We start from the raw sequence: 18,972 nt of genomic DNA on the forward strand, positions 1-18,972 counted from the left end.
AGCACCATCACATGTCGACCATCACCATTCCCGACACCACCTCTGACACTATGCCCGACCCCGCATCCTCTGCCGCCGTCCTCTGTCCTCAGCTCGACCCTGGCAGCTTCCGCATTCCCACACAGCAGGCGCTGCATGCGGTGCAGCCGTCCACGCACGCGCCGCGCATCCTGATGCTGTATGGCTCGCTGCGCGAGCGCTCGTACAGCAAGCTGCTGACCCTGGAAGCGGCGCGTCTGCTGCAGGGCATGGGTGCCGAGGTGCGCATCTTCGACCCCGCAGATCTGCCCCAGCCCGACACTGCGCCGGCCGACCACCCCAAGGTGCAGGCCCTGCGCGAGCTGGTGCGGTGGAGCGAAGGCATGGTCTGGACATCGCCCGAGCGCCACGGCGCGATGACCGGCATCATGAAGTCGCAGATCGACTGGATTCCGCTGTCCGAAGGGGCGGTGCGCCCCACGCAGGGCAAGGCCCTGGCGGTGATGCAGGTCAGCGGCGGCTCCCAGTCTTTCAACGCAGTCAACCAGCTGCGCGTGCTGGGCCGCTGGATGCGCCTGCTGACCATTCCCAACCAGAGCTCGGTCGCCAAGGCCTATGACGAGTTCACCGAGGAAGGCCGCATGAAGCCATCGCCCTACTACGACCGCGTGGTGGACGTGATGGAGGAACTGGTCAAGTTCACCTTGCTGACACGCGATGTCGCGCCTTATCTGGTGGACCGCTACAGCGAACGCAAGGAAGCGCTGGCCCGCCAGCACGCCCAGACGCTGGCCAGCATGTAGCCCCCTGCGCTGCAACCGCTGTAGAGGGCTGGGCCCCATGCCACTTGTGCAGCTTCTGCCATCGATTGCCGCAGCGGTGCCAGCTCCCGGTGCGCCCCCGAACAGGCATCCGGCCCTATCCTGCCCTATCCTGCCCTGCCCTGCCCTGCCCTGCCCTGGACAAAGGGCCAAACACTGCTTTCCCATGCCGGGCGGGCAGCCGCCACTCGGGATCTTGGGCTGGGTATCGGGCCAAGCGAAAACGGCCACGGGCCCGTCCCTCAGCACGCTGCCTCAGTCTTTCGCGGTCTCATTCGGGGACAGAACCTGGTCACGATAGTTTTGCAGCAGCACCGAAAGCTGCTGGTCGTTTCGGGTGTAAGCCCGGCAGCGGTGGCAGACCAGCCGGTGCTGGGCCGCCCAGAAGCGGTCCACGGCACCGGCTTCCTGTGCTTGGCCCGATGTGAGGTGAAAGATGTATTGCTTGCAGGTCATCATAGACAGGCACCTCCAAACCATTTCTGGTTCAAGCACAGCTGGATCTGTTTGCGGGCCCGGCTCATGCATTGCCAGTAATCGGTTTTGCTCAGGCCCAGGGTGGTGCAGATTTCATCGGCTTCGCATTCCAGAAACTCCTTCATGCTGAACACCTGGGCAGGCTTGGTTGGCAGATGGTGCACGCACAGATCCACCACGGCAAAAAACTGATCGGTCTGCATCTGCTCATCGGGCCGATGCCACCCTGCGGGAGCGACGCCATCCAGCCAATGGCTGCGCTCATTGAACAGGTAGGCATCCAGGTCGTCGGAAAATGCTTCGCAATAGCTGACCTCGCCGCTGTAGCGTTTGCGCAGCCGGTCCATGACCTTGTTCTTCAGGATGCCAAACACGTAGCGCTTGGGGTCGGTGCTCTGCAGCTTGTCGATATCCATCTCCAGCAATGCCAGCAAAGCGTCCTGCACAGCATCCTCGGCCTCCTCGCGCGGACTCACATGCAGGCAGGCAAAGCGCAGCATCGGCCCGCGCCACCGGCAGATCCATTGCGCCCGGTCATCTATCACCTGATTCATAAGCTATGTGGCTCGGTAGAAGACGCCTGCCTGGAGCCGCCCTGATCGGGCTTTTCCGGCTTTCCTGCTTGCGCGGCATCCAGCGCATACCGCCCTGGCCCCTGGGTCAGCACGGCAAACAGCATCAGTGCCAGCATAAGAGGGACCTTGAAGCCTTGGCCTGCATCGGTTTCAATGGCCCGCCAACCTGCCCAGCCCAGGTCGAAGTGCACGGCATACACCGCCACATAGGTGATGTAGAGCAGGCCCAATGCCGCAAGTCGGCTCTTCCAGCCCAGCAGCAGCAAAACACCCAGGACCACCTCCCCGCTCCCTGCGGCAAGCCAGTTCAGCTGGGGGCCCAGCAGGTGAAGGGGAAAAGGGAAATCCAGGCCTTGGAACCACTCCGGCACCGAGGCCCCTGCGCTCCATTTGGTCCAGCCGGCCAATACAAATTCCTGCGCGGCCCACAGCCGCAGCCCCAGCAGGCCCAGGTCACGCAGGGCTGTCTGTGCTTTCTCGCACCAGATACGCCATGAAGTCATGATGCAAATCTCCGTAATACGGTGATGTCCAAGCAGATTGCCGCACGAACCCTTGGATCAGCAAGCACCAGGCCGGCTCTCCCAGTTGGGCGCGCAGCGCGGGAAAATGCGCCTCCACCATCTGGCTGGCGCCCAGATAGACCAGATAGCGGTAGGTACGCATGCCCGCCAGGGTGTAGCCTGCAGGCACTGTGTCGCAGCGCCCTCTCACGTAGTCATAGAAGGCGTCAGACATGAGAGTTCCTGGTTGAGGGTGTCCAGCGAGGGCACATCGTTATCCCACTCCAGCAGCACCTCCAGACCATGCGTGCGCTGGAGCTGGCGCGCCATCGCCATCGTCGGGGCTTCCACGGTCTCGCTGTGGGTGTCGATGAACAGCCCAAAGCGTGCATCGAACTCGTGCCCGGCCACATGCAGGTAGCTGACACGCGCCAGGTCCACGCTGGCCACAAACTCCTGCAGCGTGTGCCTGCCGTGGTTTTTGTGATTGACCACGATGTTGTTCAGATCCAGTAGCACCGCGCAATCGGCCCATTCGGCCACAGCGCCCAAGAAGTCGGGCTCCGGGATATCTCCCACATTGGTGTACCAGGTGCTGTTCTCTATCGCGATCTGCAGCCCCAGGATGTCCTGTACCCGCCGGATACGGTCACCCACCCGGTGCACCTGCGCCTGGGTGAAAGGGATGGGGAACAGGTCGTACAGCTGGTGTGCGTCTCCACTGGCTGCCAAGTGGTCGGAGTACCGCGTGGTGCCCAGTTCGTCCATCAAGGACCGCACCCCCTGCACGAACGTACGATCTATGGGGCTGCCACCGCCCAGGTTCAGCGACACGCCATGCAGGTGCACAGGCCGGCCGGACGCGCGCAGCCTGTGCAAGGGACTGCGATCACGCCGCATCCAGTTCTCGGGCGCGACCTCGAAGAAGTCCGCCCGAACCAGCGACATGTCCCAGTCCGCCATTTCGCGGCGGTATCCCAGTCCGGCCATGGCCATGCCCCTTCACTTCTTGGAACAGGCAGCGTCTTTTTTCGAGCAGGCAGCGTCTTTCTTGCTGCAGGCGCTGTCCTTTTTGCTGCACGATGCATCGCACTTGGTGCCGGGCTTGCAGGTGGACTCCTTCTTGCCGCAGGTTCCCGCCCCGCACTTTTGTTCTGCACCACCCGCAGCCCAGGTTGACGAAGCAACCAGCGCAGCGGCAATCGTGGCGATGGTTCTGAGATTCAAAGCGGTCATGTTGCTCTCCTAGACAATGGCATGCACACGACGTGCACGGTGATCTAGTCGTGTCGGACCACGGATTCCTGACAGGCCATTGAAAAATAATTTTCAGGCAGCAAGACCTTGCCGCGCCGAAGCGGTCGCCATTGCACCGCCACATGGCCGCATAGCCAAGCGGCACAGTGGGCACTGGCAGCGCATCGGGATCGATGCCCTGGAACGCTCCCGGGGGTGCAGGCAGGCCGAACGAAGCCGGTTGTGGCCTCTGCGCAGCCCACACTTGTTGGACTTCAAGGGTTTGCACGACCCCGGGGGCGGTGGGCGCTGCGCCCACAGCGGCGTGAACGGCAGTGAAAACGGCTGTAGAAACGCGCGCACAAAAAAGCCTGGCCCCGAAACGCCTGGCTGGCGGCTCCCGCTGCATGCGCTGCAGCGTTGCTGCGCTAGATCTGTACGGCCCGGCCGATGAACTGGATGGGGCCGGTCGGCTTGCCGATGGGCGAGCCGCCAGCAGGCTCCAGCGTCAGCTCGAACAGCTGATTGGGCTGCAGCGGGGGCAGCTTGTCGACGGGCACCTCGATGGCTTCGCCAGGCTTGACCAAGCCCAGAGAGACCGGCGCGCTCCAGCCGTCGGCCTTGGTCCAGAACTGCAGCGATTTCTCCGCCGGTACGGCGTCGGTCCCCAGCGGAACCAGGCGCAGGCGCCCTTCGGTCTGGGCCTGCACCAGCCAGCCCGGGGCCTGGCTCTGCGGTGCGGCCAGCACCACAAAGTAACGGGGAGCCGCGGGCGCAGCGGCGTCCCGCACCAGCAGCACGGTGGCAAGCACTGCCGTGGCGGCAAAGCCCGTACCTGCCAGGCCGCGCCACAGTGCAAGGCTGTCCCAGCGCCACCAGCGGCTGCGCAGCGGTGCCGGTCGGGCATGCCGCGCTGGCGCAATGCTGGCAGCAATGCGTGGCCAAAGGCCAGGCGCTGGTTCCACGGGTGCGGCCAGGGTGGTCAGCGGCAGCAGCCGCTGCTCCCACGCATCGATTGCGGCGCGCAATGCCGGCTCGTGCGGCAGTCTGGACTCCACGGAGCGGCGCTGGGCGGCATCCAGGGTGCCCAGCACATACTCTCCGGCCTGCGTCTGCAAGTCGTCGAAAGTGCCGTCGTCCATCGGCTGTGCAGGGGGGGTATCGCCACTCATTGCATGCATTCCCGCAGGGCGCGCAGTCCGCGCTGTATCCAGGCCTTCACCGTGCCCAGCGGCGCCTGCACCCGCAGCGCGATCTCGCTGTGGGTGCAGCCGTCGACGTAGGCGTGCAGCAAACAGGCGCGCCGGGCCGGCTCCAGCCCGTCGAGGCAATGCCCCAGGCGGCCGAGCTCGGCCTGCCGCGCCAGTTCATCGCCTTCGCTGTTCCAGGCTGCAAGCGCCGCCTGCGCCTCAAGGTGTGCGGCAGCCGGCTCGTCCAGCACGGTCTCGCGGGCGCCGTCGCGCACCCGGTTGAGCGCCATGTGCCGCACCACGCTGTAGATCCATCCCCTGCCGGCGCCTCGGCTGGGGTCGAAGCTGGATGCACGGCTCCAGATGGCCACAAACGCATCGTGCAGCACATCTTCTGCCGCGGCACGGTCGCGCACGATGCGCAAGGCCACGCCCAGCAGGTAGCGCGATTCGTGTTCGTAGATGCGCCGCAAAGCATCGCCGTCACCGTGCGCACAGGACCGAAGCGCGGCGTCATGGTCGAAAGCGTCGTCGTGGAGGGCGGCAGTCGGCACGAAGGATGAAGGGGAAGGAAATGAATGGGCGTTCTTTCCCCAGTGTAGCCGTGCCGCCCTCCCGGAAATCACATGGGCTTCCAGAAGATGTAGTCGGCCTGGTACTTCACCATGGCTTTCTGGCCCTTCGTGGCGGCGGTACAGGGTTTGTCGGCCGGGGCCACGCCGCCTTGCAGCGCCACGCGCTGGATGTAGCTCACACCCATCAGATCCCCATTGCCCATGGCTGGATTGGCCTTCACCAACTGGTAGGGCAGATTGCCGGGGCCCGAAGGTGCGACGGCAATCTGCGTGGCAGTCAGCTTGGAGCCGTCGTTGGCTTCCCAGGTGGCTGGCGGGCCGTAATAGCGCCCGACGGGTTTGCCCGCCCGGTTCTTGAGCACGGCTTCCGGGCCGACAAAGACCCATTCGGTCTGCCCTGGCATACCGGCCTTGTCCCGGCATTCGTAAGTGATGTCGCCGCTGCCCACTGTTTCCCAGGCCACCTTGTTGCCCTCGGGAACCTGGATGGGCGCAGGCAGCGAAGCCTGCGAGAAGGTGCCCGACGGCCGGTGCATCGAGCCACAGGCGACAAGCAAGGTCGCAGCGCCTGCAGCGGTGGCAATGACAGCGAGACGGGGTGCAATGCGGATGGTCGACATTTCGGTTCTCCAGACAGGATGGTTGAGGAAGTTGAGCAGCCGTTGTGTGGGTTGCTGCAGGTACTACCCGCCAGTGCGCTGTTTGGATGCAGGCCTGTCGACATATTTTTTTGGACCGTTTGTCTGACTGTCTGTCTGCGAAGGACTTGCCCCATGGCGTGCAAGACACCTTGGCGCCAGGCACCAGGCTGTCCAGAAAGCGCTGCTGGATGCACCGCCCCCACTGGCCGCATGCCACGTGCGCCAGCGCACGGACCCTGAAGGGTGGCTGCAGCGCCTTCTGTGCGGCAGCCACCGTGGTGGTGTTCCAGGCCCCGTTGTCAGGCCGCCGCCGCTGCCGTGCGTGCCGGCAGGCGTGCTTCGCGGATCGGCAGGTTCACCAGCGCTGCCAGCAGTGCCAACACCGCATCGGCCCACCACATCCATTCGTAGCTGCCGGTGGTGGTGATGGCGATGCCGCCCAGCCACGCCCCCAGAAAACCGCCCACCTGGTGGCTCAGCAAGGTCAGGCCGAACAGCGTGGCCAGGTAGCGGGTGCCGAACAGCTTGGCCGTCAGCCCCGCCGTGGGCGGCACGGTGGCCAGCCAGGTGGCGCCCAGCGCCAGCGCGAAGATGTAGAAGGTGGCCGGCTCCTTGGGCGCAGCCAGGTACAGCAGGATGGCCACCACGCGCGAGAGGTACATCCAGAACAGAATCATCTTCATGCGCACGCGCTCGCCCATGGCGCCGACCACCAGGCTGCCCGCCACGTTGGCCAGGCCGATGATGGCCAGCGAGGTGGACGCCACATTGGCGCTGAGCCCGCACAGGTCAACCTCGCCGGGCATGTGCGTCACCAGGAAGGCGATGTGGAAGCCGCAGGTGAAGAACCCGGCGTGCAGGCACCAGTAGCTCTTGTTGCGCAGTGCCTGGCGCAGTTGCTCGCGCAGCGTGATGCCGGCGGGCGCTGGCGCAGCAGCCGGGGCGGCAGCAGCGGGAACGGCAGATCCGGCTGCGGCGCCCTGCGCAGCTTCTGTCGCACGCGGCGTGCCGCGCAGCCACCATGCCATGGGCGCGGTGGACAGGGCCAGCACGGCCATCATCCACATGGCTGACACCCAGCCAAAGGCGGTCATCACCGCCTGGTTCAGCGGCGCAAAAATGAACTGGCCCATGCTGCCGCCGGCATTGATGACCCCACCCGCCACCGAACGCCGGTTGGCCGGGATGCGCTGCGCCGTCGCGCCGATCAGGATGGAAAAGCTGCCCGCCCCGGCGCCCGCCGCGCTCAGCAGGCCCACCGCCACAATCAGCCCCCATTCGCTGGTGACCTGGGTGGTCAGCGCGCAGCCGGCCGCCAGCAGGGCGGCGCCGATCACGATCACCCGGCCCGGCCCCCAGCGGTCGGCCACGGCGCCGAACACCGGCTGCACCGCGCCCCACACCAGTTGCCCGATGGCCATGGCCAGGCTGATCTTGGCAATGCCCAGGCCGGTGGCCGAATTGAGCGGCGACATGAACAGCCCCAGCGACTGCCGCGCGCCCATGGTCACCATCAGGATGGCAGCGGCCACCAGCACCAGGCCCCACGCGCCCCGGGCTTTCATGCGCCACCCCATTGCAGGCCGCGCCCTGTCAGTGACCCCATTGCTTGCCCCACCTCTTGCCTAATTTCTTGCCCCACCACTTGCTTGCACTCCGGCATACCCAGCTCCTCACGCCCACAGGCGATCCACGATGGCGAAATTGTCAAATCTCCGCAGCCGCATGACAAACGATTTAAAAACCGCCATGGCATAGAATTTCTGCACCATGAACACCCCCATTCCATTGAAGTCTCTGGCTGTTTTCGATGCGGTGATGAAACACCACAGCTTCACCATGGCGGCGGCAGAACTGCATGTCACACCGGGTGCCGTGGGACAGCAGATCCAGAAGCTGGAGGAATGGCTGGGACAGCCGCTGTTTGTGCGCAGCGTCCGCCAGATCCAGCCCACGCCCGAGGCCCAGACCTACTGGGCCGCCGTGCAGCCGGCGCTGGCGCGCATCCAGCAGGCCAGCGACCAGCTGCGGCTGCTGCCCTCGCACCAGGTGTGGCTGTCCATGCCACCCACGCTGGCCGCCAAATGGTTTGCGCCGCGCATGGCGGCGTTTCTGCAGCGGCGCCCCGACATCTCGCTGCACCTGAGCGCCACCACCAGCATGGTGGATTTCGAGCGCGACCGCGTGGACCTGGCGGTGCGCCACTTCGGCGGCCAGGCCCCGGGCCTGCAGTCCGAGCTGCTGTACGCCGACAGCGCCCACCTGTACTGCGCACCCGGCTACGCCCAGCGCCTGGGCCTGCACCAGCCGGACGATCTCGCCCGCGCCACCTTGCTGCACACCACGCTGCTGCCCTACTGGCGCGACTGGCTGCGGCGCTTCAGCAGCCTGGGCGATGCGCAGATTGCCCGGCTGCCCAGCCTGCACTTCGACCAGTCGATGCTGGCCATCGAAGCGGCACGCCACCACCAGGGCGTGGTGCTGAGCAGCCCGTTGCTGGTCCAGCAGGAACTGCGCGACGGCGTGCTGTGCGAACCGCTGGGGCTGCGCATGGCTGTGGACAAGGGCTATTACCTGGTGGCCCCGCGCCACACACCGCTGCGCCCTGCCGCCGCCGCCCTGCGCGACTGGCTGCTGGAGACGGCAGCGCAGGAGCGGGAGGCTGGGGCGGACAGCCGCCTGCAGCCGGGCCTGCAGCCAGGGGTCTAAACCCGGCGCCGGCTCAGGCGTACTGCGCCTCGCCATGGCCCAGCGACCAGTTGGCCCGGTCCACCTCGATCAGGCTGATGAAGACATCCTCCGGGCGGATGCCGGGGCTGTGGCCCAGACGCTCCACGATCTGGCGGTACAGCGCTTTCTTCTGGGCCTCGCTGCGGGTGTTGTTGGCGGTGATCTGGACGATGACCAGATCGTCGCTGCGCGCCACGCCCAGGTAGGAGGCGTTGTAGCGGAAATGGGCGGCATCGCATTCCGCCATGGTGGCGAAGTGGTTGTCCTTGGGAACGTTGAATGTGGCGTGCATGGCCTGGTGCAGGCTGTCGAAGATCGCCTGGCGGTAGGCCTCGGGCTTGCCGGCACGCAGGGTGATGTGGGTCAGGGGCATGGAACACCTCCGCAAGTGAAGAAGGAAAGATGTCTGCATGCTAGGCATTTCAAATATTTATCAAAAGGAATTTCATTGATAAACTTTTGAAATGACAAAACAGCCTGTGCAACGCCCGCTGGACCTGGATGCCGTGGCCACCTTTTTGCAGGTGGCCGAGCTGGGCAGCTTCACCCGCGCCGCCGAAACGCTGCAGACCACGCAGGCGGCCGTGAGCCTGAAGCTCAAGCGCCTGGAAGACCGGCTGGGCTGCCGCCTGCTGGAACGCACGCCCCGCTATGTGGAGCTGTCTCCCCAGGGCACGGCTTTTGTGGCGCATGCGCGTGCGCTGCTGGAGGCCCACCACCAGGCCCTGAGCGCCTTCACCGGCGCACGCCAGCGCCTGGTCATCGGCATCAGCGACCATGTGGCCGGGCCCGAGCTGCCAGCGCTGGCCGCCCGCCTGAATGCCCGGCATCCCGATCTGCTGATCGTGCTGCGCATCGGCTCGTCCGGCGAGCTGCTGCAACGCTACGACCGGCGCGAACTGGATGCCGCCCTGGTGCGCCTGCACACCGGGCGCACCGACGGCGAAGTGCTGACCGAAGAGCCATTTGGCTGGCTGGCGGCCCCGCACTGGCAGCCGCGTGCGGGCGAGCCCCTGCCCATCGTGACCCTTGCCGAGCCCTGCGGCGTGCGCCAGATGGCCTGCAAGCTGCTGGATGCCGCCACCCTGCCCTGGGCCGAAGTGTTTGTGGGCGGCGGGGTGGCCACTGTCAGCCAGGCCGTGATGGCCGGACTGGGCATCGCCGCCCTGGCGCCGCGCATGCTGCCCCTGGGTGCCGTGGACGTGGGCGCCCGGCTGGGCCTGCCGGCCCTGCCCCGCTTGCCGGTTCTGCTGCACAGCCACACCCGCGATGCACGGGCCTGCGCCGCACTGGACGAATTGGCGGCGGCCTACCGCAGCGCCATCCGCACGTAAGAGCCGCTAACACGACCCAGCAAACCGCAGGTTTGCGTTGGAGACGAGGCGCGAAGCCGCAGGCAGTACAAAAGTACGACAAGGCGAAGCAACGACGTATCAAGGGTTGTGTCAGCGGCTCTAAGCCCGGCCGCCACGCCCGGCGCGCTGCCGCTTGGCATTCACCCTTGCGGCCACAGCGCCTGCAGCGACCAGGCGGCCGCCAGCAGCGCCATGGCCAGCAGCGCCAGCAGGGACCACAGCGTCAGCGCCCGCTGGTGGCGTTGCACGCGCGGGTGCTGGGCGGCGGCAATGTAGCCAGCCAGGATCAGCAGGTCCAGCCCCACCCAGATGGCGGCCAGCAGGCTCAGCCGCGCCAGCGGGTTGGTGGCGGCGTGCAGAAACTGCGGGAACAGCGCGGCAAAGAACAGAATGTCCTTGGGGTTGGCCACGGCCACGCCAAAGCCGCGACGCCAGCCGCCCAGTCGCCCGGGGGTGGCCCGCGTGGCCGACGTGCTGTGCCGCCCTGCGGCGCCCCAGGCCCGCAGCCCCCCGACAGCCAACACGATCAGAAAGCCGCTGCCCGCCAGCCCCAGCCAGGCCAGCGCCTGCGGCTGCAACACCAGCACCCCGCCTACTGCCAGCGCCGCCAGTGCCATCAGCACCAGCGCCCCGCTGCTGGTGCCCAGCGCCGTGCGCCAAGCCATGCCCCGGCCCTGCAGCAGCGCCACCTGGGTGATGTAGGCCACGACCGGGCCCGGGGTGGCGATCAGCAGCACGATGGACAGCACATAGGACAGCAGCAGGGCAGCAGGCATGGGAGCAGACAGTGGCAAAGACAGGAGAAAGGACCCAAAAGGCCCCAAAAAGACCGGAGCGGGGCCGCATTCTGGTGGGCACGGCCTTTTGCGCAAAACGCAAATAACGCATCTACACTGTGAGTTTTACGCACAATGCCCGCCCGGCAGACCGCTTGCGGTGGGGCGGGCTCCGCACCATGTCCCTGCCCCCGCTGTATGCCCTGCGCGCCTTCGAGGCCGCCGCACGCACCGCCTCCTTCACCCGCGCGGGGGAGGAGCTCCACCTCACGCCCAGCGCCATCAGCCGCCATGTCCGCACGCTGGAAGCGCAGCTGCAGCGCCCGCTGTTCACCCGCCACGGCCCGCGCGTGGCCCTGACGGCCGAAGGCCAACTGCTGGCGCAGGAGCTGGGCGCCGGCTTCCGCACCATCGAGCGTGCCTGCGCCCGCATGCAGCAGCGCAGCGATGGCCTGCGCCTGAAGGCCCCGACCTCGCTTACCACCCGCTGGCTGCTGGCGGCGCTGCAGGCCCACCGCCCCGCACTGCCGCAGGAACGTGTGCTGCTGCACAGCCAGTGGATGGATGTGGACCATGTGGACTTTGCCAGCGAGCCCTATGACTGCGCGGTGCTGCTGGGCCACTTCCGCCCGCACCCGCAGTGGCACAGCCTGAAGCTGGTGGACGAATGGCTGCTGCCGGTGTGCAGCCCCGCCGTGGCCGAGCAACTGGGCCTGCAGCCCGGCACGAGTGTGGCAGACACAGCAGATGCAGCGGGTACAACGGATACAGCGCCATCGGCCGCACAGGCCGCACGGCTGCTGCAGCAACTGCCGCACACCGTGGTCATCCACCCCTCCCCCGACCGGCGCGACTGGCGCCGCTGGTGCGCCGGCCTGGGTCTGCCCCGGGAGCCGGACAGCTCCACGGCCCTGGTGTTTGACACGCTGGAGCAAGGCATGGCCGCCGCCATCCAGGGCCACGGCGTCAGCATGGCCGACCTGGCCCTGGCCGCCGACGCCCTGCGCAGCGGCCAGCTGGTGGCCGCCGTGCCCACGGCTGTGCCCACCAGCGACGGCTACCACCTAGTCTGGCCGCGCGGCAGCGCCCACGACAGCGCCATCCGGGCGCTGGGGCGCTGGCTCAAGGCGCGCGTGCCGCGCCTGGGAGACCTGGGCGTGGAGAGGTGCACGCTGCGTGAAACGGAATAAGGCGCACCGGAAGAGGCTCGATCACCCTAGCCCTGCCCGCTTCAGGCCTTTACTTCGACCACCTGTTCAAAGCCCCCGAAGATCATGCGTTTGCCGTCAAAGGGCATGGGCGGGTTGCCGGGGGTGGATGGGTCCATGCGCGGGTCTTCCATCATCTTCTTCATGCCGGCGTCGCGCGTGGCCTTGTCCGGCCATTCGACCCACGAAAAAGCCACCGTCTCCTCGGGCGTGGCCTGCACCGCACGCCGGAAGTCGGTGAGCTTGCCGTCGGGCACATCATCGCCCCACGCCTCGATCACCCGCAGGGCCCCCAGCTCAAGAAAGATCGGGTCCAGCGAGCGCGCGTGCGCGATGAATTTTTCCTTGTTGGCGGTGGGAACAGCGATCACGAAACCATCGATATAGGACATGTGTTCACTCCTGCTGGTTCAATCGGTCGATGCTGGCGCAGCACCGCTACGGAATCCCCGTAGAGCACTACGCTGCGGTACTTGCAGCGCAGCCCCCTTGAGGACGAAAGCCCGGCATCCACCCTCCGCGCCGGGCATGGTCTGTCCACTTCACCGCTGACAAACGGCAAACAGCAAAACAACGCACTGAGCGGCTTGGAATGGCCCGGCCCGCTCATGCACCTGCGCCCTGGCCCGGCTTGGCCTGCCCGGTGTTCACCGCGCCTTGCCCCCAAGAATGGCGCGGCGTTTGGGAGTGTGATGGTAATGCGGTGAACCTGCGCAGAGGCGAATGTTTGTGACCGACTGCATCCTGCCGCAAGCTGACGTTCGCGGTAGAAAGAACTAGGACACAACGAATCTGCCACGGCGCGACGTCAGAAGCGCCAGGACCGCCGCAATCAGCAGCAGTGCCGCACTGACCTCGAAAGTGACTCGATACCCGCTTGCATCGAACAGGACACCACCAACCGTCGATCCCAGCGCGATGCATAGCTGAATGACGGCAACCATCAGCCCCCCGCCGGCCTCGGCATCGCCGGGCAGTGACCGAGACAACCACAGCCACCAGCCCACCGGTGCGGCGGTCGCAATGAGCCCCCACACGCCCAGCAGCACAGCGGTAATGGCCAATGAGTCGCCGAACAGGGCAAGCGCAATGCCGATGGCAGCCATCAGCAACGGAATAGCCACCAGCGTGCGGTACATCCCTATCTTCAGGAATGTGCCAACAACCGATGTGCCAACGAACCCGGCGATGCCGATGGTCAGCAGAATCATCGACAGCGTCGGTACGTCCACTCGCGTGACCCCCTCCAAGAAAGGACGGAGGTAGGTGTACAACATGAACTGCCCCATGAAAAACACGCCGGCAGCGGCCATTCCAAACGCAACGAGCGGATTCCCCAGCAGACGAAAGACATTGCCTGCACCCGATGCACGCGGCGCAGTCCGCATAGACGGCAAGCTCATCCATTGCCACGCCAGTGCAACGAGCGCAATGGGCACGAGACACAAAAATGCGCCGCGCCAGCCAATGACGCTTCCCAGGTAGCTGCCCAATGGGGCGGCCACCACTGTGGCCAGTGCATTTCCGCCATTGAAAATGGCCAGTGCACGAGCCACCTGGTGGGTGGGAACCAGCCGCATAGCGACAGCAGCGGACATGGACCAGAAGCCACCGATCACGACCCCAATCAAAGCACGGCCCACCATGTAGACGGTGTAGCTGGGCGCCAGACCCACGACCAGGCCGGACAGGCACATCAGGCCTGTTAGTCCCAATAACAGGACCTTCCGGTCCAGCGTTCCGGAGAGCCTTGAGATGGACAGGCTGGTCACCACGGCAAAAGCGCCAGATATGGCAATGCCGTAGCCTGCCCAACCTTCGCTGACGTGAAGGTCCGCTGCCATCGGTGTCAACAGGCTGACCGGCATGAACTCCGAGGTAATCAAAGCGAAGACGCAGAGCGTCATCGCAAAGACACCTCCCCAATGCGCAGCACCTTCGACGATGCGCTCGCGACTTTCGTTGACTGTAGCTTGAGGATGCACGGCTTCAGGCCAGCAGATGTTGGGTAAAGAACGAAGTCAGTTTTTTCCAGGGAATCAGGTTCGCGCGGTCATAGAGATCCACGTGTCCGGCGCCTGGCACCCAAAACAGCTCCTTGGGACCGGTGGCTTTGCGGTAGGCGTCCTCGCTGAACTCCCGGGAATGGGCCTTGTCGCCGGCGATGAACAAAAGCGGACGCGGCGCAATCAGCTCCAGGTCGTTAAACGGGTAGAAGTTCATGAAGCGAACTTCGCTGGTCAGCATGCGGTTCTGCGTCAACTCCAGCGTGCGGCCCTCGGGAATGGCGATGCCGCGAGGTGTGCGGTAGAACTCCCAGAACTCGCGGGTGACGGGGTCAGCATCCGCAGGCAATCGCAATGGAAGGTAATCCAGGAAAATTCCCTTGCCGCTATCGAACTCGGCAACCCGCTGTCCCGCGGCTTTGGCAAGTGAAGCCTTACGCTGCTCCAAATTCTGCGATTGGTTCAGGCCATTGCGCGTCACCGCACCCATGTCGTACATGCTGACCGTAGCGATGGCCTTGAGGCGCAGGTCCAGCTTGGCCGCGCTGATGGCAAAACCTCCGCTGCCGCAAATACCGAGCACACCGATGCGGTTGTGATCGATGTTGGCGCGGGCACCTAGGTAGTCTGCCGCAGCGCTGAATGCTTCGGCGTACGTGTCAGGGGCCACCAGGTTTCGCGGCTGTCCCTCGCTTTCGCCCCAGTACGGCAGGTCGATGGCCAGCGTCACAAAGCCTTGTTCAGCCAGCTTCTGCGCATAGAGCATGGAGCTTTGCTCCTTCACCGCGCCCATCGGGTGACCCACGATGATGGCGGGTGACTGCTGTCCAGGCTTGCGCTCCTGAGGTGACACCAAGTTGCCGACCACCTGCATGTTGTACTGGTTTTTGAACCGGACTTTCTCAATGACAACACGGCTGCTCTTGTAGAAATTGTCAGCGCCTTCGGGGGCTACCGGTGCTGCGGCCTGTGCCTTGACTGGCCCGGCAAGGGACAAACCGCTCAGGGCTGCGACGCCGAGGCCAGTGGTCCTCAGGAAGTCTCGACGCTCGTTCACGATGGATTGATCAGGGGCCGTGATTGCTGGTGTGTGCATTCGATACTCCAGATAGAGATGCAGATTCAGAAGGCAGCAGTCCACACGCTGAGCTGCCCGTGCCCTGAATGGTCGTGTCTACGGGAGGTTTCGATAAGATGGCGCAATCTTGATGTACTTGTGAGTTTTTCTCATCAATGAAATCTGCCAAAACCGATGACTTGCAAGCATTCCTGGCCGTCGCACGCGACCAGAGCTTCACCAAAGCGGCAGCCAAGCTGGGTATCACGCCCTCTGCCCTCAGTCACTCCATGAAGGCGTTGGAGGAACGTCTGGGCATTCGTTTGCTTGCCCGCACGACCCGCAATGTTTCCACGACGGAGGCTGGTGACCGTCTGATGCGCTCCATCGCTCCGCTGTTTGAGCAGATTGCCGCAGAGGTGGAGGCTCTTGGAGAACTGCGCGACAAGCCCGCAGGAACCATCCGCATCACCTGCACAGACGACATTATCGAACTGTGCCTGAGGCCGCTGCTCGCAGAGTTCCTGAGTGCCTACCCAGACATCAAGCTGGAGCTGTTCGTGGATTACGGGTTCACCAACGTGGTCGAAGAACGGTTTGATGCAGGTATTCGGATGGGGGAGGCCGTCAGCCAGGACATGATTGCCGTACGCATCGGCCCCGATTGGAGCTTGGCCGTCGTAGGCTCGCCCGCGTACTTCGAGCGCCACCCGCCACCGAAAACGCCCTATGACTTGACTCGCCATCGTTGCGTGAACATCAGGCACAGGCCTTCAGGCTCCATTTACGCCTGGGAGTTTGAGAAGGATGGCAAGATTTTCACGGTAAAAGGCGACGGTCAGCTGGTCTTCAACAGCATCATGCATGTGCTCAACAGCAGCCTTGATGGGTTGGGGCTGGGCTACGTTCCCGAGCAATTGGCTGCCCCATACATCGCAGATGGCCAACTGAAGCGTGTGCTGAAATCGTGGTGTCCCACATTCCAGGGATTCCATCTCTACTACCCGAACAGGCGCCAGGCCTCGCCAGCGTTTTCAGCGTTCGTCGAGGCTGTCAGGTACCGGGGATGACTGCTGGTACGGAACTGCTGAAAGGGGTAACTGACTGGCAGCTTGGGGCCTGGCAGCGACAGTCGCGAATCGGCCAGAAGCAGCGCTTTGAAGCGTTCCCGCAGACGACTGCTTTTGTCGATAGCGGCCGCTTGGATTCAACGTCGCATGTGTCGCGACACAAGCCCCTTTGCGATGCTCAGCACGGAAACTGTGGCGCTTCGCCGGGCCCGCCACCTTCTACCCAGGCCAGTTTCTGTGTCAGAAAGCTCAAGGCAGTGTCTAGTTGCGCGCGTTGTTCCTGAAGTCTTTCGATCTGTTTGCGCAAGACCTCCGCTGTGCGTAAAGCTGACTTCGCACCGCTTCGATACTCCCGATTGAGTTCCGCGATTTCGCTTAACGAGTAACCAAGCGACTTTTGCAGCTGGACCATGCGAACAGCTGTCACGTCCGCTGCCGAAAAGACCTGGTAGGAGTTCTTCCCGCCAAGCGCGCTGCGTCGAGGCTTCAACAGCCCTTTGCCCACATAGAAGCGGACTGTCTCCGTAGACAGCCCAACCGTGTTCGCGAACTCCGAAATCAGCATGCGATAACCCTTGACCCTGTAGTGCACTACGTACTTATAACAGGCGCTCTTTCACTTGGAGTTCTCGCAATGCAACACCCTATCGGCCGCTTATCCCCTGTCCAACTTGGTTCGAACGGCCTTCAGGTCGGAGCCCAAGGTCTTGGCTGCATGGGGATGAGCGAGTTTTATGGCGACACAGATGTCGCTGAGGCCCGCGCCACCTTGAGTCATGCTTTGGACTTAGGGGTTACGCTGTTCGACACGGCAGATATGTACGGACTGGGAGCCAACGAGAGTTTTCTTGGCCCCTTTGTCCGAGCACATCGCAGTCAGGTCGTGCTGGCCACAAAATTTGGCTACACCCGCTCGCCGGAAGCCCCCGACGACTGGAGCCTGAGCAACCGCCCGGAATACATCCGCCGCGCCGTGGACAAGTCGCTCGCTCGCCTGGGTATCGACGTCATCGACCTGTACTACATGCACCGGCACACGCCGGAAGTGCCGCTCGAAGACTCGATTGGCGCCATGGCCGATCTCGTGAGGGCAGGCAAGGTGCGCGCACTCGGTCTCTGTGAGGTGAGCGCGGATGAACTTCGTCAGGCCCATTCCATTCATCCGATTGCAGCCCTGCAGTCCGAATGGTCGCTTTTCAGCCGGCAGATCGAAGAGAGCATTGCCCCGCTCGCTGCTTCGTTGGGAATCGCCATCGTGCCCTTCGCGCCCCTGGGCCGAGGACTGCTGACAGGTGCGGGCTTTGCGGGAGGTCTCGCTACAAACGACTTCCGGCGGCACTTTCCTCGTTTCTCGACAGAGAACCAGGCCGCCAACGAGCGGCTCGTGACGACCCTGGACACGCTCGCCGCGCGTCGCGGCATTTCGAGTGCGCAACTCGCGCTGGCGTGGTTGTATGCCCGTGCACGACAACTGGGTGTGAACTTGGTGCCTATCCCGGGAACGCGCCGGCGTAGCCGGCTGGCAGAAAATGTGGCCGCAGCCGCCATCAGGTTGGACGAGCCGGAATTGGCGGCGCTAGATCCGCTGGCGAAGGCAGTTCAGGGCGAGGCGATCTAAGATCCCAAAGACTACGCGGTCATTCAGTGGCTGTGCAGCGCCTTGAGTTCGGCCAAGCCCATAGCGCGGCCGACCGGTGGCCTGTAGCCCAGTTCGCGGCGAGCCTTGTCGATATTCAATGTCACTTCGACAGCGGACGTCGCCAACGATTGCCGTGTCACTGGCGGTTGCCACCGTCCGGCTGTCATTGCCGATACTCGTTCACTGATGGTTGCCACTGTGCGCACAAGCCAGCCAGGTACCTGCTTTACAGGCACTGGGCGCCCCTGGCTTTCGAGCAGAGCGCTGATGAAACTGCGGAATTCCACGGTGTCGTCGTCGGAGATGAAGTAGCAGGCACCTGGCGTTCCCGCGACCAAGGCGCGCTCGATACCGTGCACTAGATTGCCGATATGCGTCGTAGATGTGCGGTAGCTCCCACCGTCAATCCAGGCGAACTTGCCTGTATCGACAGCTTGCAGCAACTGCGGCAGCGCGGTGGTGTCATCCCGGCCCCAGATGAATCGTGGGCGGACGATCACGACCTCGAGGCCCGGCCCTGACGCGGTCATCACCTCACGCTCAGCTTGAGCCTTGGTTGCCGAGTAGCCTCCGACGGCACGCACCGGGATCGGCCGGTCTTCATCAGCATCCACCAGCGGGCGGCCATCCAGCAACACAGACTCAGTGCTTAGGTGAACGGCACGGCGCACGCCCGCTCTTGATGCAGCCGCGAACACGAGCCGAGTACCGTCGACGTTTGTCCGCCTTTGAGCGTCCGATGCCAGGCCGTGATCGGTGTCAGCGGCAGCGTGAATCAGCGCATCACAACCTGTCATGCCCGCACTCAGCAGCGGGGAGAACAAATCGCCCTCGAACGGCTTCGCGCCCAAGGCCTGCACAGTTCCACGAGCCTGCTCGCTGCGTGCCAGCGCTATGACTTCGACCCCTTGGGCCACAAAGTGCCGAATCAGATTGCGGCCGACGTAACCGCTACCGCCGGTGAGAAAGAGCCGGCGGAACGGCGGCTTCGTTGCGAACGACAAATCGAGGGAATGGGAAGAGCTCATGGGGGGACTTACCAAGAAGACAGCGCGATGTGCTGACATTTGGCCGTGACAAAGCCGCCGACCGCATCAACGGTCGACCGATGTCCGGCCAGGACGATGGAAAGGA

General features: G+C 64.4%; 23 protein-coding genes. 6 read left to right on the forward strand and 17 right to left on the reverse strand.

Annotated features, from left to right (window positions below; genetic code table 11):
• Positions 1-50 precede the first annotated feature (50 nt).
• A complete protein-coding gene (arsH, locus tag B3349_RS00380; RefSeq protein ID WP_291585901.1) occupies positions 51-782 on the forward strand; it encodes an arsenical resistance protein ArsH in 732 nt (243 codons plus the stop codon).
• A 273-nt stretch (positions 783-1,055) separates the two neighbouring features.
• Here the strand turns inward: arsH and B3349_RS00385 are convergent, their stop codons facing one another.
• The 10 genes from B3349_RS00385 to B3349_RS00430 form a co-directional block, all read right to left on the reverse strand.
• Positions 1,056-1,259, reverse strand: a complete 204-nt coding sequence (locus tag B3349_RS00385; RefSeq protein WP_291585422.1) for a hypothetical protein — start codon at positions 1,257-1,259, stop codon at positions 1,056-1,058.
• Positions 1,256-1,831, reverse strand: coding sequence for a sigma-70 family RNA polymerase sigma factor (locus tag B3349_RS00390; RefSeq protein ID WP_291585423.1), 576 nt, complete (start codon positions 1,829-1,831; stop codon positions 1,256-1,258). The genes B3349_RS00385 and B3349_RS00390 overlap by 4 nt, the downstream gene beginning before the upstream one ends.
• Positions 1,828-2,355, reverse strand: coding sequence for a DoxX family protein (locus B3349_RS00395; RefSeq protein ID WP_291585425.1), 528 nt, complete (start codon positions 2,353-2,355; stop codon positions 1,828-1,830). Before B3349_RS00395 ends, B3349_RS00390 begins: the two co-directional genes overlap by 4 nt.
• The gene (locus B3349_RS00400) at positions 2,306-2,590 is read right to left on the reverse strand and encodes an HvfC/BufC family peptide modification chaperone (protein WP_291585426.1); all 285 of its coding nucleotides are present in this window, start codon (positions 2,588-2,590) and stop codon (positions 2,306-2,308) included. The genes B3349_RS00395 and B3349_RS00400 overlap by 50 nt, the downstream gene beginning before the upstream one ends.
• The gene (locus tag B3349_RS00405; RefSeq protein ID WP_291585428.1) at positions 2,563-3,345 is read right to left on the reverse strand and encodes an MbnB/TglH/ChrH family RiPP precursor modification enzyme; all 783 of its coding nucleotides are present in this window, start codon (positions 3,343-3,345) and stop codon (positions 2,563-2,565) included. Before B3349_RS00405 ends, B3349_RS00400 begins: the two co-directional genes overlap by 28 nt.
• A gap of 12 nt (positions 3,346-3,357) precedes the next feature.
• Positions 3,358-3,591, reverse strand: a complete 234-nt coding sequence (locus B3349_RS00410) for a hypothetical protein (protein ID WP_291585431.1) — start codon at positions 3,589-3,591, stop codon at positions 3,358-3,360.
• A 428-nt stretch (positions 3,592-4,019) separates the two neighbouring features.
• Positions 4,020-4,763, reverse strand: coding sequence for an anti-sigma factor (locus B3349_RS00415; RefSeq protein ID WP_291585433.1), 744 nt, complete (start codon positions 4,761-4,763; stop codon positions 4,020-4,022).
• Complete coding sequence (locus tag B3349_RS00420) at positions 4,760-5,335, reverse strand: sigma-70 family RNA polymerase sigma factor (RefSeq protein WP_291585435.1); 576 nt, start codon at positions 5,333-5,335, stop codon at positions 4,760-4,762. Before B3349_RS00420 ends, B3349_RS00415 begins: the two co-directional genes overlap by 4 nt.
• A gap of 68 nt (positions 5,336-5,403) precedes the next feature.
• Positions 5,404-5,976, reverse strand: a complete 573-nt coding sequence (locus tag B3349_RS00425; RefSeq protein WP_291585436.1) for a DUF3455 domain-containing protein — start codon at positions 5,974-5,976, stop codon at positions 5,404-5,406.
• Between the two features lie 320 nt (positions 5,977-6,296).
• On the reverse strand, positions 6,297-7,562 hold the full coding sequence (locus tag B3349_RS00430; RefSeq protein ID WP_291585438.1) for an MFS transporter: 1,266 nt from the start codon (positions 7,560-7,562) through the stop codon (positions 6,297-6,299).
• Between the two features lie 205 nt (positions 7,563-7,767).
• Between B3349_RS00430 and B3349_RS00435 the strand changes: the two genes are divergently transcribed.
• The gene (locus B3349_RS00435) at positions 7,768-8,706 is read left to right on the forward strand and encodes a LysR substrate-binding domain-containing protein (RefSeq protein WP_291585440.1); all 939 of its coding nucleotides are present in this window, start codon (positions 7,768-7,770) and stop codon (positions 8,704-8,706) included.
• Positions 8,707-8,719: 13 nt separating this feature from the next.
• On the opposite strand, the gene B3349_RS00440 is transcribed toward B3349_RS00435, so the two are convergent.
• Positions 8,720-9,100, reverse strand: a complete 381-nt coding sequence (locus B3349_RS00440) for a tautomerase family protein (protein WP_291585442.1) — start codon at positions 9,098-9,100, stop codon at positions 8,720-8,722.
• A gap of 91 nt (positions 9,101-9,191) precedes the next feature.
• On the opposite strand from B3349_RS00440, the gene B3349_RS00445 reads away from it, so the two are divergent.
• Positions 9,192-10,061: a LysR family transcriptional regulator gene (locus tag B3349_RS00445; RefSeq protein ID WP_291585445.1), complete on the forward strand. Its 870-nt coding sequence runs from the start codon at positions 9,192-9,194 to the stop codon at positions 10,059-10,061.
• A gap of 161 nt (positions 10,062-10,222) precedes the next feature.
• Here the strand turns inward: B3349_RS00445 and B3349_RS00450 are convergent, their stop codons facing one another.
• The gene (locus B3349_RS00450; protein WP_291585447.1) at positions 10,223-10,858 is read right to left on the reverse strand and encodes a LysE family translocator; all 636 of its coding nucleotides are present in this window, start codon (positions 10,856-10,858) and stop codon (positions 10,223-10,225) included.
• A gap of 179 nt (positions 10,859-11,037) precedes the next feature.
• On the opposite strand from B3349_RS00450, the gene B3349_RS00455 reads away from it, so the two are divergent.
• The gene (locus B3349_RS00455) at positions 11,038-12,048 is read left to right on the forward strand and encodes a LysR substrate-binding domain-containing protein (RefSeq protein ID WP_291585449.1); all 1,011 of its coding nucleotides are present in this window, start codon (positions 11,038-11,040) and stop codon (positions 12,046-12,048) included.
• A 41-nt stretch (positions 12,049-12,089) separates the two neighbouring features.
• Here B3349_RS00455 and B3349_RS00460 read toward each other — a convergent pair whose 3' ends face one another.
• From B3349_RS00460 to B3349_RS00470, 3 genes are all read right to left on the reverse strand, one after another.
• A complete protein-coding gene (locus tag B3349_RS00460) occupies positions 12,090-12,458 on the reverse strand; it encodes a DUF1428 domain-containing protein (protein ID WP_291585450.1) in 369 nt (122 codons plus the stop codon).
• 384 nt (positions 12,459-12,842) lie between these two features.
• Complete coding sequence (locus B3349_RS00465; protein WP_291585903.1) at positions 12,843-13,973, reverse strand: MFS transporter; 1,131 nt, start codon at positions 13,971-13,973, stop codon at positions 12,843-12,845.
• Positions 13,974-14,055: 82 nt separating this feature from the next.
• The gene (locus B3349_RS00470; protein ID WP_291585451.1) at positions 14,056-15,168 is read right to left on the reverse strand and encodes an alpha/beta hydrolase; all 1,113 of its coding nucleotides are present in this window, start codon (positions 15,166-15,168) and stop codon (positions 14,056-14,058) included.
• A 137-nt stretch (positions 15,169-15,305) separates the two neighbouring features.
• Between B3349_RS00470 and B3349_RS00475 the strand changes: the two genes are divergently transcribed.
• Entirely contained in the window at positions 15,306-16,199 is an 894-nt protein-coding gene (locus B3349_RS00475) for a LysR family transcriptional regulator (RefSeq protein WP_291585453.1), read from the forward strand.
• 178 nt (positions 16,200-16,377) lie between these two features.
• On the opposite strand, the gene B3349_RS00480 is transcribed toward B3349_RS00475, so the two are convergent.
• A complete protein-coding gene (locus B3349_RS00480) occupies positions 16,378-16,764 on the reverse strand; it encodes a MerR family transcriptional regulator (RefSeq protein ID WP_291585455.1) in 387 nt (128 codons plus the stop codon).
• A 69-nt stretch (positions 16,765-16,833) separates the two neighbouring features.
• On the opposite strand from B3349_RS00480, the gene B3349_RS00485 reads away from it, so the two are divergent.
• The gene (locus B3349_RS00485) at positions 16,834-17,817 is read left to right on the forward strand and encodes an aldo/keto reductase (protein WP_291585458.1); all 984 of its coding nucleotides are present in this window, start codon (positions 16,834-16,836) and stop codon (positions 17,815-17,817) included.
• 23 nt (positions 17,818-17,840) lie between these two features.
• On the opposite strand, the gene B3349_RS00490 is transcribed toward B3349_RS00485, so the two are convergent.
• Positions 17,841-18,866 carry an NAD-dependent epimerase/dehydratase family protein gene (locus B3349_RS00490; RefSeq protein ID WP_291585460.1) on the reverse strand — a complete coding sequence of 342 codons (1,026 nt, stop codon included), beginning with the start codon at positions 18,864-18,866 and terminating at the stop codon, positions 17,841-17,843.
• Between the last annotated feature and the right edge of the window lie 106 nt (positions 18,867-18,972).

The organism is Comamonas sp. UBA7528 (genome assembly GCF_002479375.1).
GTDB lineage: Bacteria > Pseudomonadota > Gammaproteobacteria > Burkholderiales > Burkholderiaceae_C > Comamonas.

What these genes read in the sequence shown, in the direction of transcription:
- arsH (WP_291585901.1), top strand. Translation starts at nt 51, where the DNA reads ATGCCCGACCCCGCATCCTCTGCCGCCGTCCTCTGTCCTCAGCTCGAC.
- B3349_RS00385 (WP_291585422.1), bottom strand. Translation starts at nt 1,259, where the DNA reads ATGATGACCTGCAAGCAATACATCTTTCACCTCACATCGGGCCAAGCA.
- B3349_RS00390 (WP_291585423.1), bottom strand. Translation starts at nt 1,831, where the DNA reads ATGAATCAGGTGATAGATGACCGGGCGCAATGGATCTGCCGGTGGCGC.
- B3349_RS00395 (WP_291585425.1), bottom strand. Translation starts at nt 2,355, where the DNA reads ATGACTTCATGGCGTATCTGGTGCGAGAAAGCACAGACAGCCCTGCGT.
- B3349_RS00400 (WP_291585426.1), bottom strand. Translation starts at nt 2,590, where the DNA reads ATGTCTGACGCCTTCTATGACTACGTGAGAGGGCGCTGCGACACAGTG.
- B3349_RS00405 (WP_291585428.1), bottom strand. Translation starts at nt 3,345, where the DNA reads ATGGCCGGACTGGGATACCGCCGCGAAATGGCGGACTGGGACATGTCG.
- B3349_RS00410 (WP_291585431.1), bottom strand. Translation starts at nt 3,591, where the DNA reads ATGACCGCTTTGAATCTCAGAACCATCGCCACGATTGCCGCTGCGCTG.
- B3349_RS00415 (WP_291585433.1), bottom strand. Translation starts at nt 4,763, where the DNA reads ATGAGTGGCGATACCCCCCCTGCACAGCCGATGGACGACGGCACTTTC.
- B3349_RS00425 (WP_291585436.1), bottom strand. Translation starts at nt 5,976, where the DNA reads ATGTCGACCATCCGCATTGCACCCCGTCTCGCTGTCATTGCCACCGCT.
- B3349_RS00430 (WP_291585438.1), bottom strand. Translation starts at nt 7,562, where the DNA reads ATGAAAGCCCGGGGCGCGTGGGGCCTGGTGCTGGTGGCCGCTGCCATC.
- B3349_RS00435 (WP_291585440.1), top strand. Translation starts at nt 7,768, where the DNA reads ATGAACACCCCCATTCCATTGAAGTCTCTGGCTGTTTTCGATGCGGTG.
- B3349_RS00440 (WP_291585442.1), bottom strand. Translation starts at nt 9,100, where the DNA reads ATGCCCCTGACCCACATCACCCTGCGTGCCGGCAAGCCCGAGGCCTAC.
- B3349_RS00445 (WP_291585445.1), top strand. Translation starts at nt 9,192, where the DNA reads ATGACAAAACAGCCTGTGCAACGCCCGCTGGACCTGGATGCCGTGGCC.
- B3349_RS00450 (WP_291585447.1), bottom strand. Translation starts at nt 10,858, where the DNA reads ATGCCTGCTGCCCTGCTGCTGTCCTATGTGCTGTCCATCGTGCTGCTG.
- B3349_RS00455 (WP_291585449.1), top strand. Translation starts at nt 11,038, where the DNA reads ATGTCCCTGCCCCCGCTGTATGCCCTGCGCGCCTTCGAGGCCGCCGCA.
- B3349_RS00460 (WP_291585450.1), bottom strand. Translation starts at nt 12,458, where the DNA reads ATGTCCTATATCGATGGTTTCGTGATCGCTGTTCCCACCGCCAACAAG.
- B3349_RS00465 (WP_291585903.1), bottom strand. Translation starts at nt 13,973, where the DNA reads ATGACGCTCTGCGTCTTCGCTTTGATTACCTCGGAGTTCATGCCGGTC.
- B3349_RS00470 (WP_291585451.1), bottom strand. Translation starts at nt 15,168, where the DNA reads ATGCACACACCAGCAATCACGGCCCCTGATCAATCCATCGTGAACGAG.
- B3349_RS00475 (WP_291585453.1), top strand. Translation starts at nt 15,306, where the DNA reads ATGAAATCTGCCAAAACCGATGACTTGCAAGCATTCCTGGCCGTCGCA.
- B3349_RS00480 (WP_291585455.1), bottom strand. Translation starts at nt 16,764, where the DNA reads ATGCTGATTTCGGAGTTCGCGAACACGGTTGGGCTGTCTACGGAGACA.
- B3349_RS00485 (WP_291585458.1), top strand. Translation starts at nt 16,834, where the DNA reads ATGCAACACCCTATCGGCCGCTTATCCCCTGTCCAACTTGGTTCGAAC.
- B3349_RS00490 (WP_291585460.1), bottom strand. Translation starts at nt 18,866, where the DNA reads ATGAGCTCTTCCCATTCCCTCGATTTGTCGTTCGCAACGAAGCCGCCG.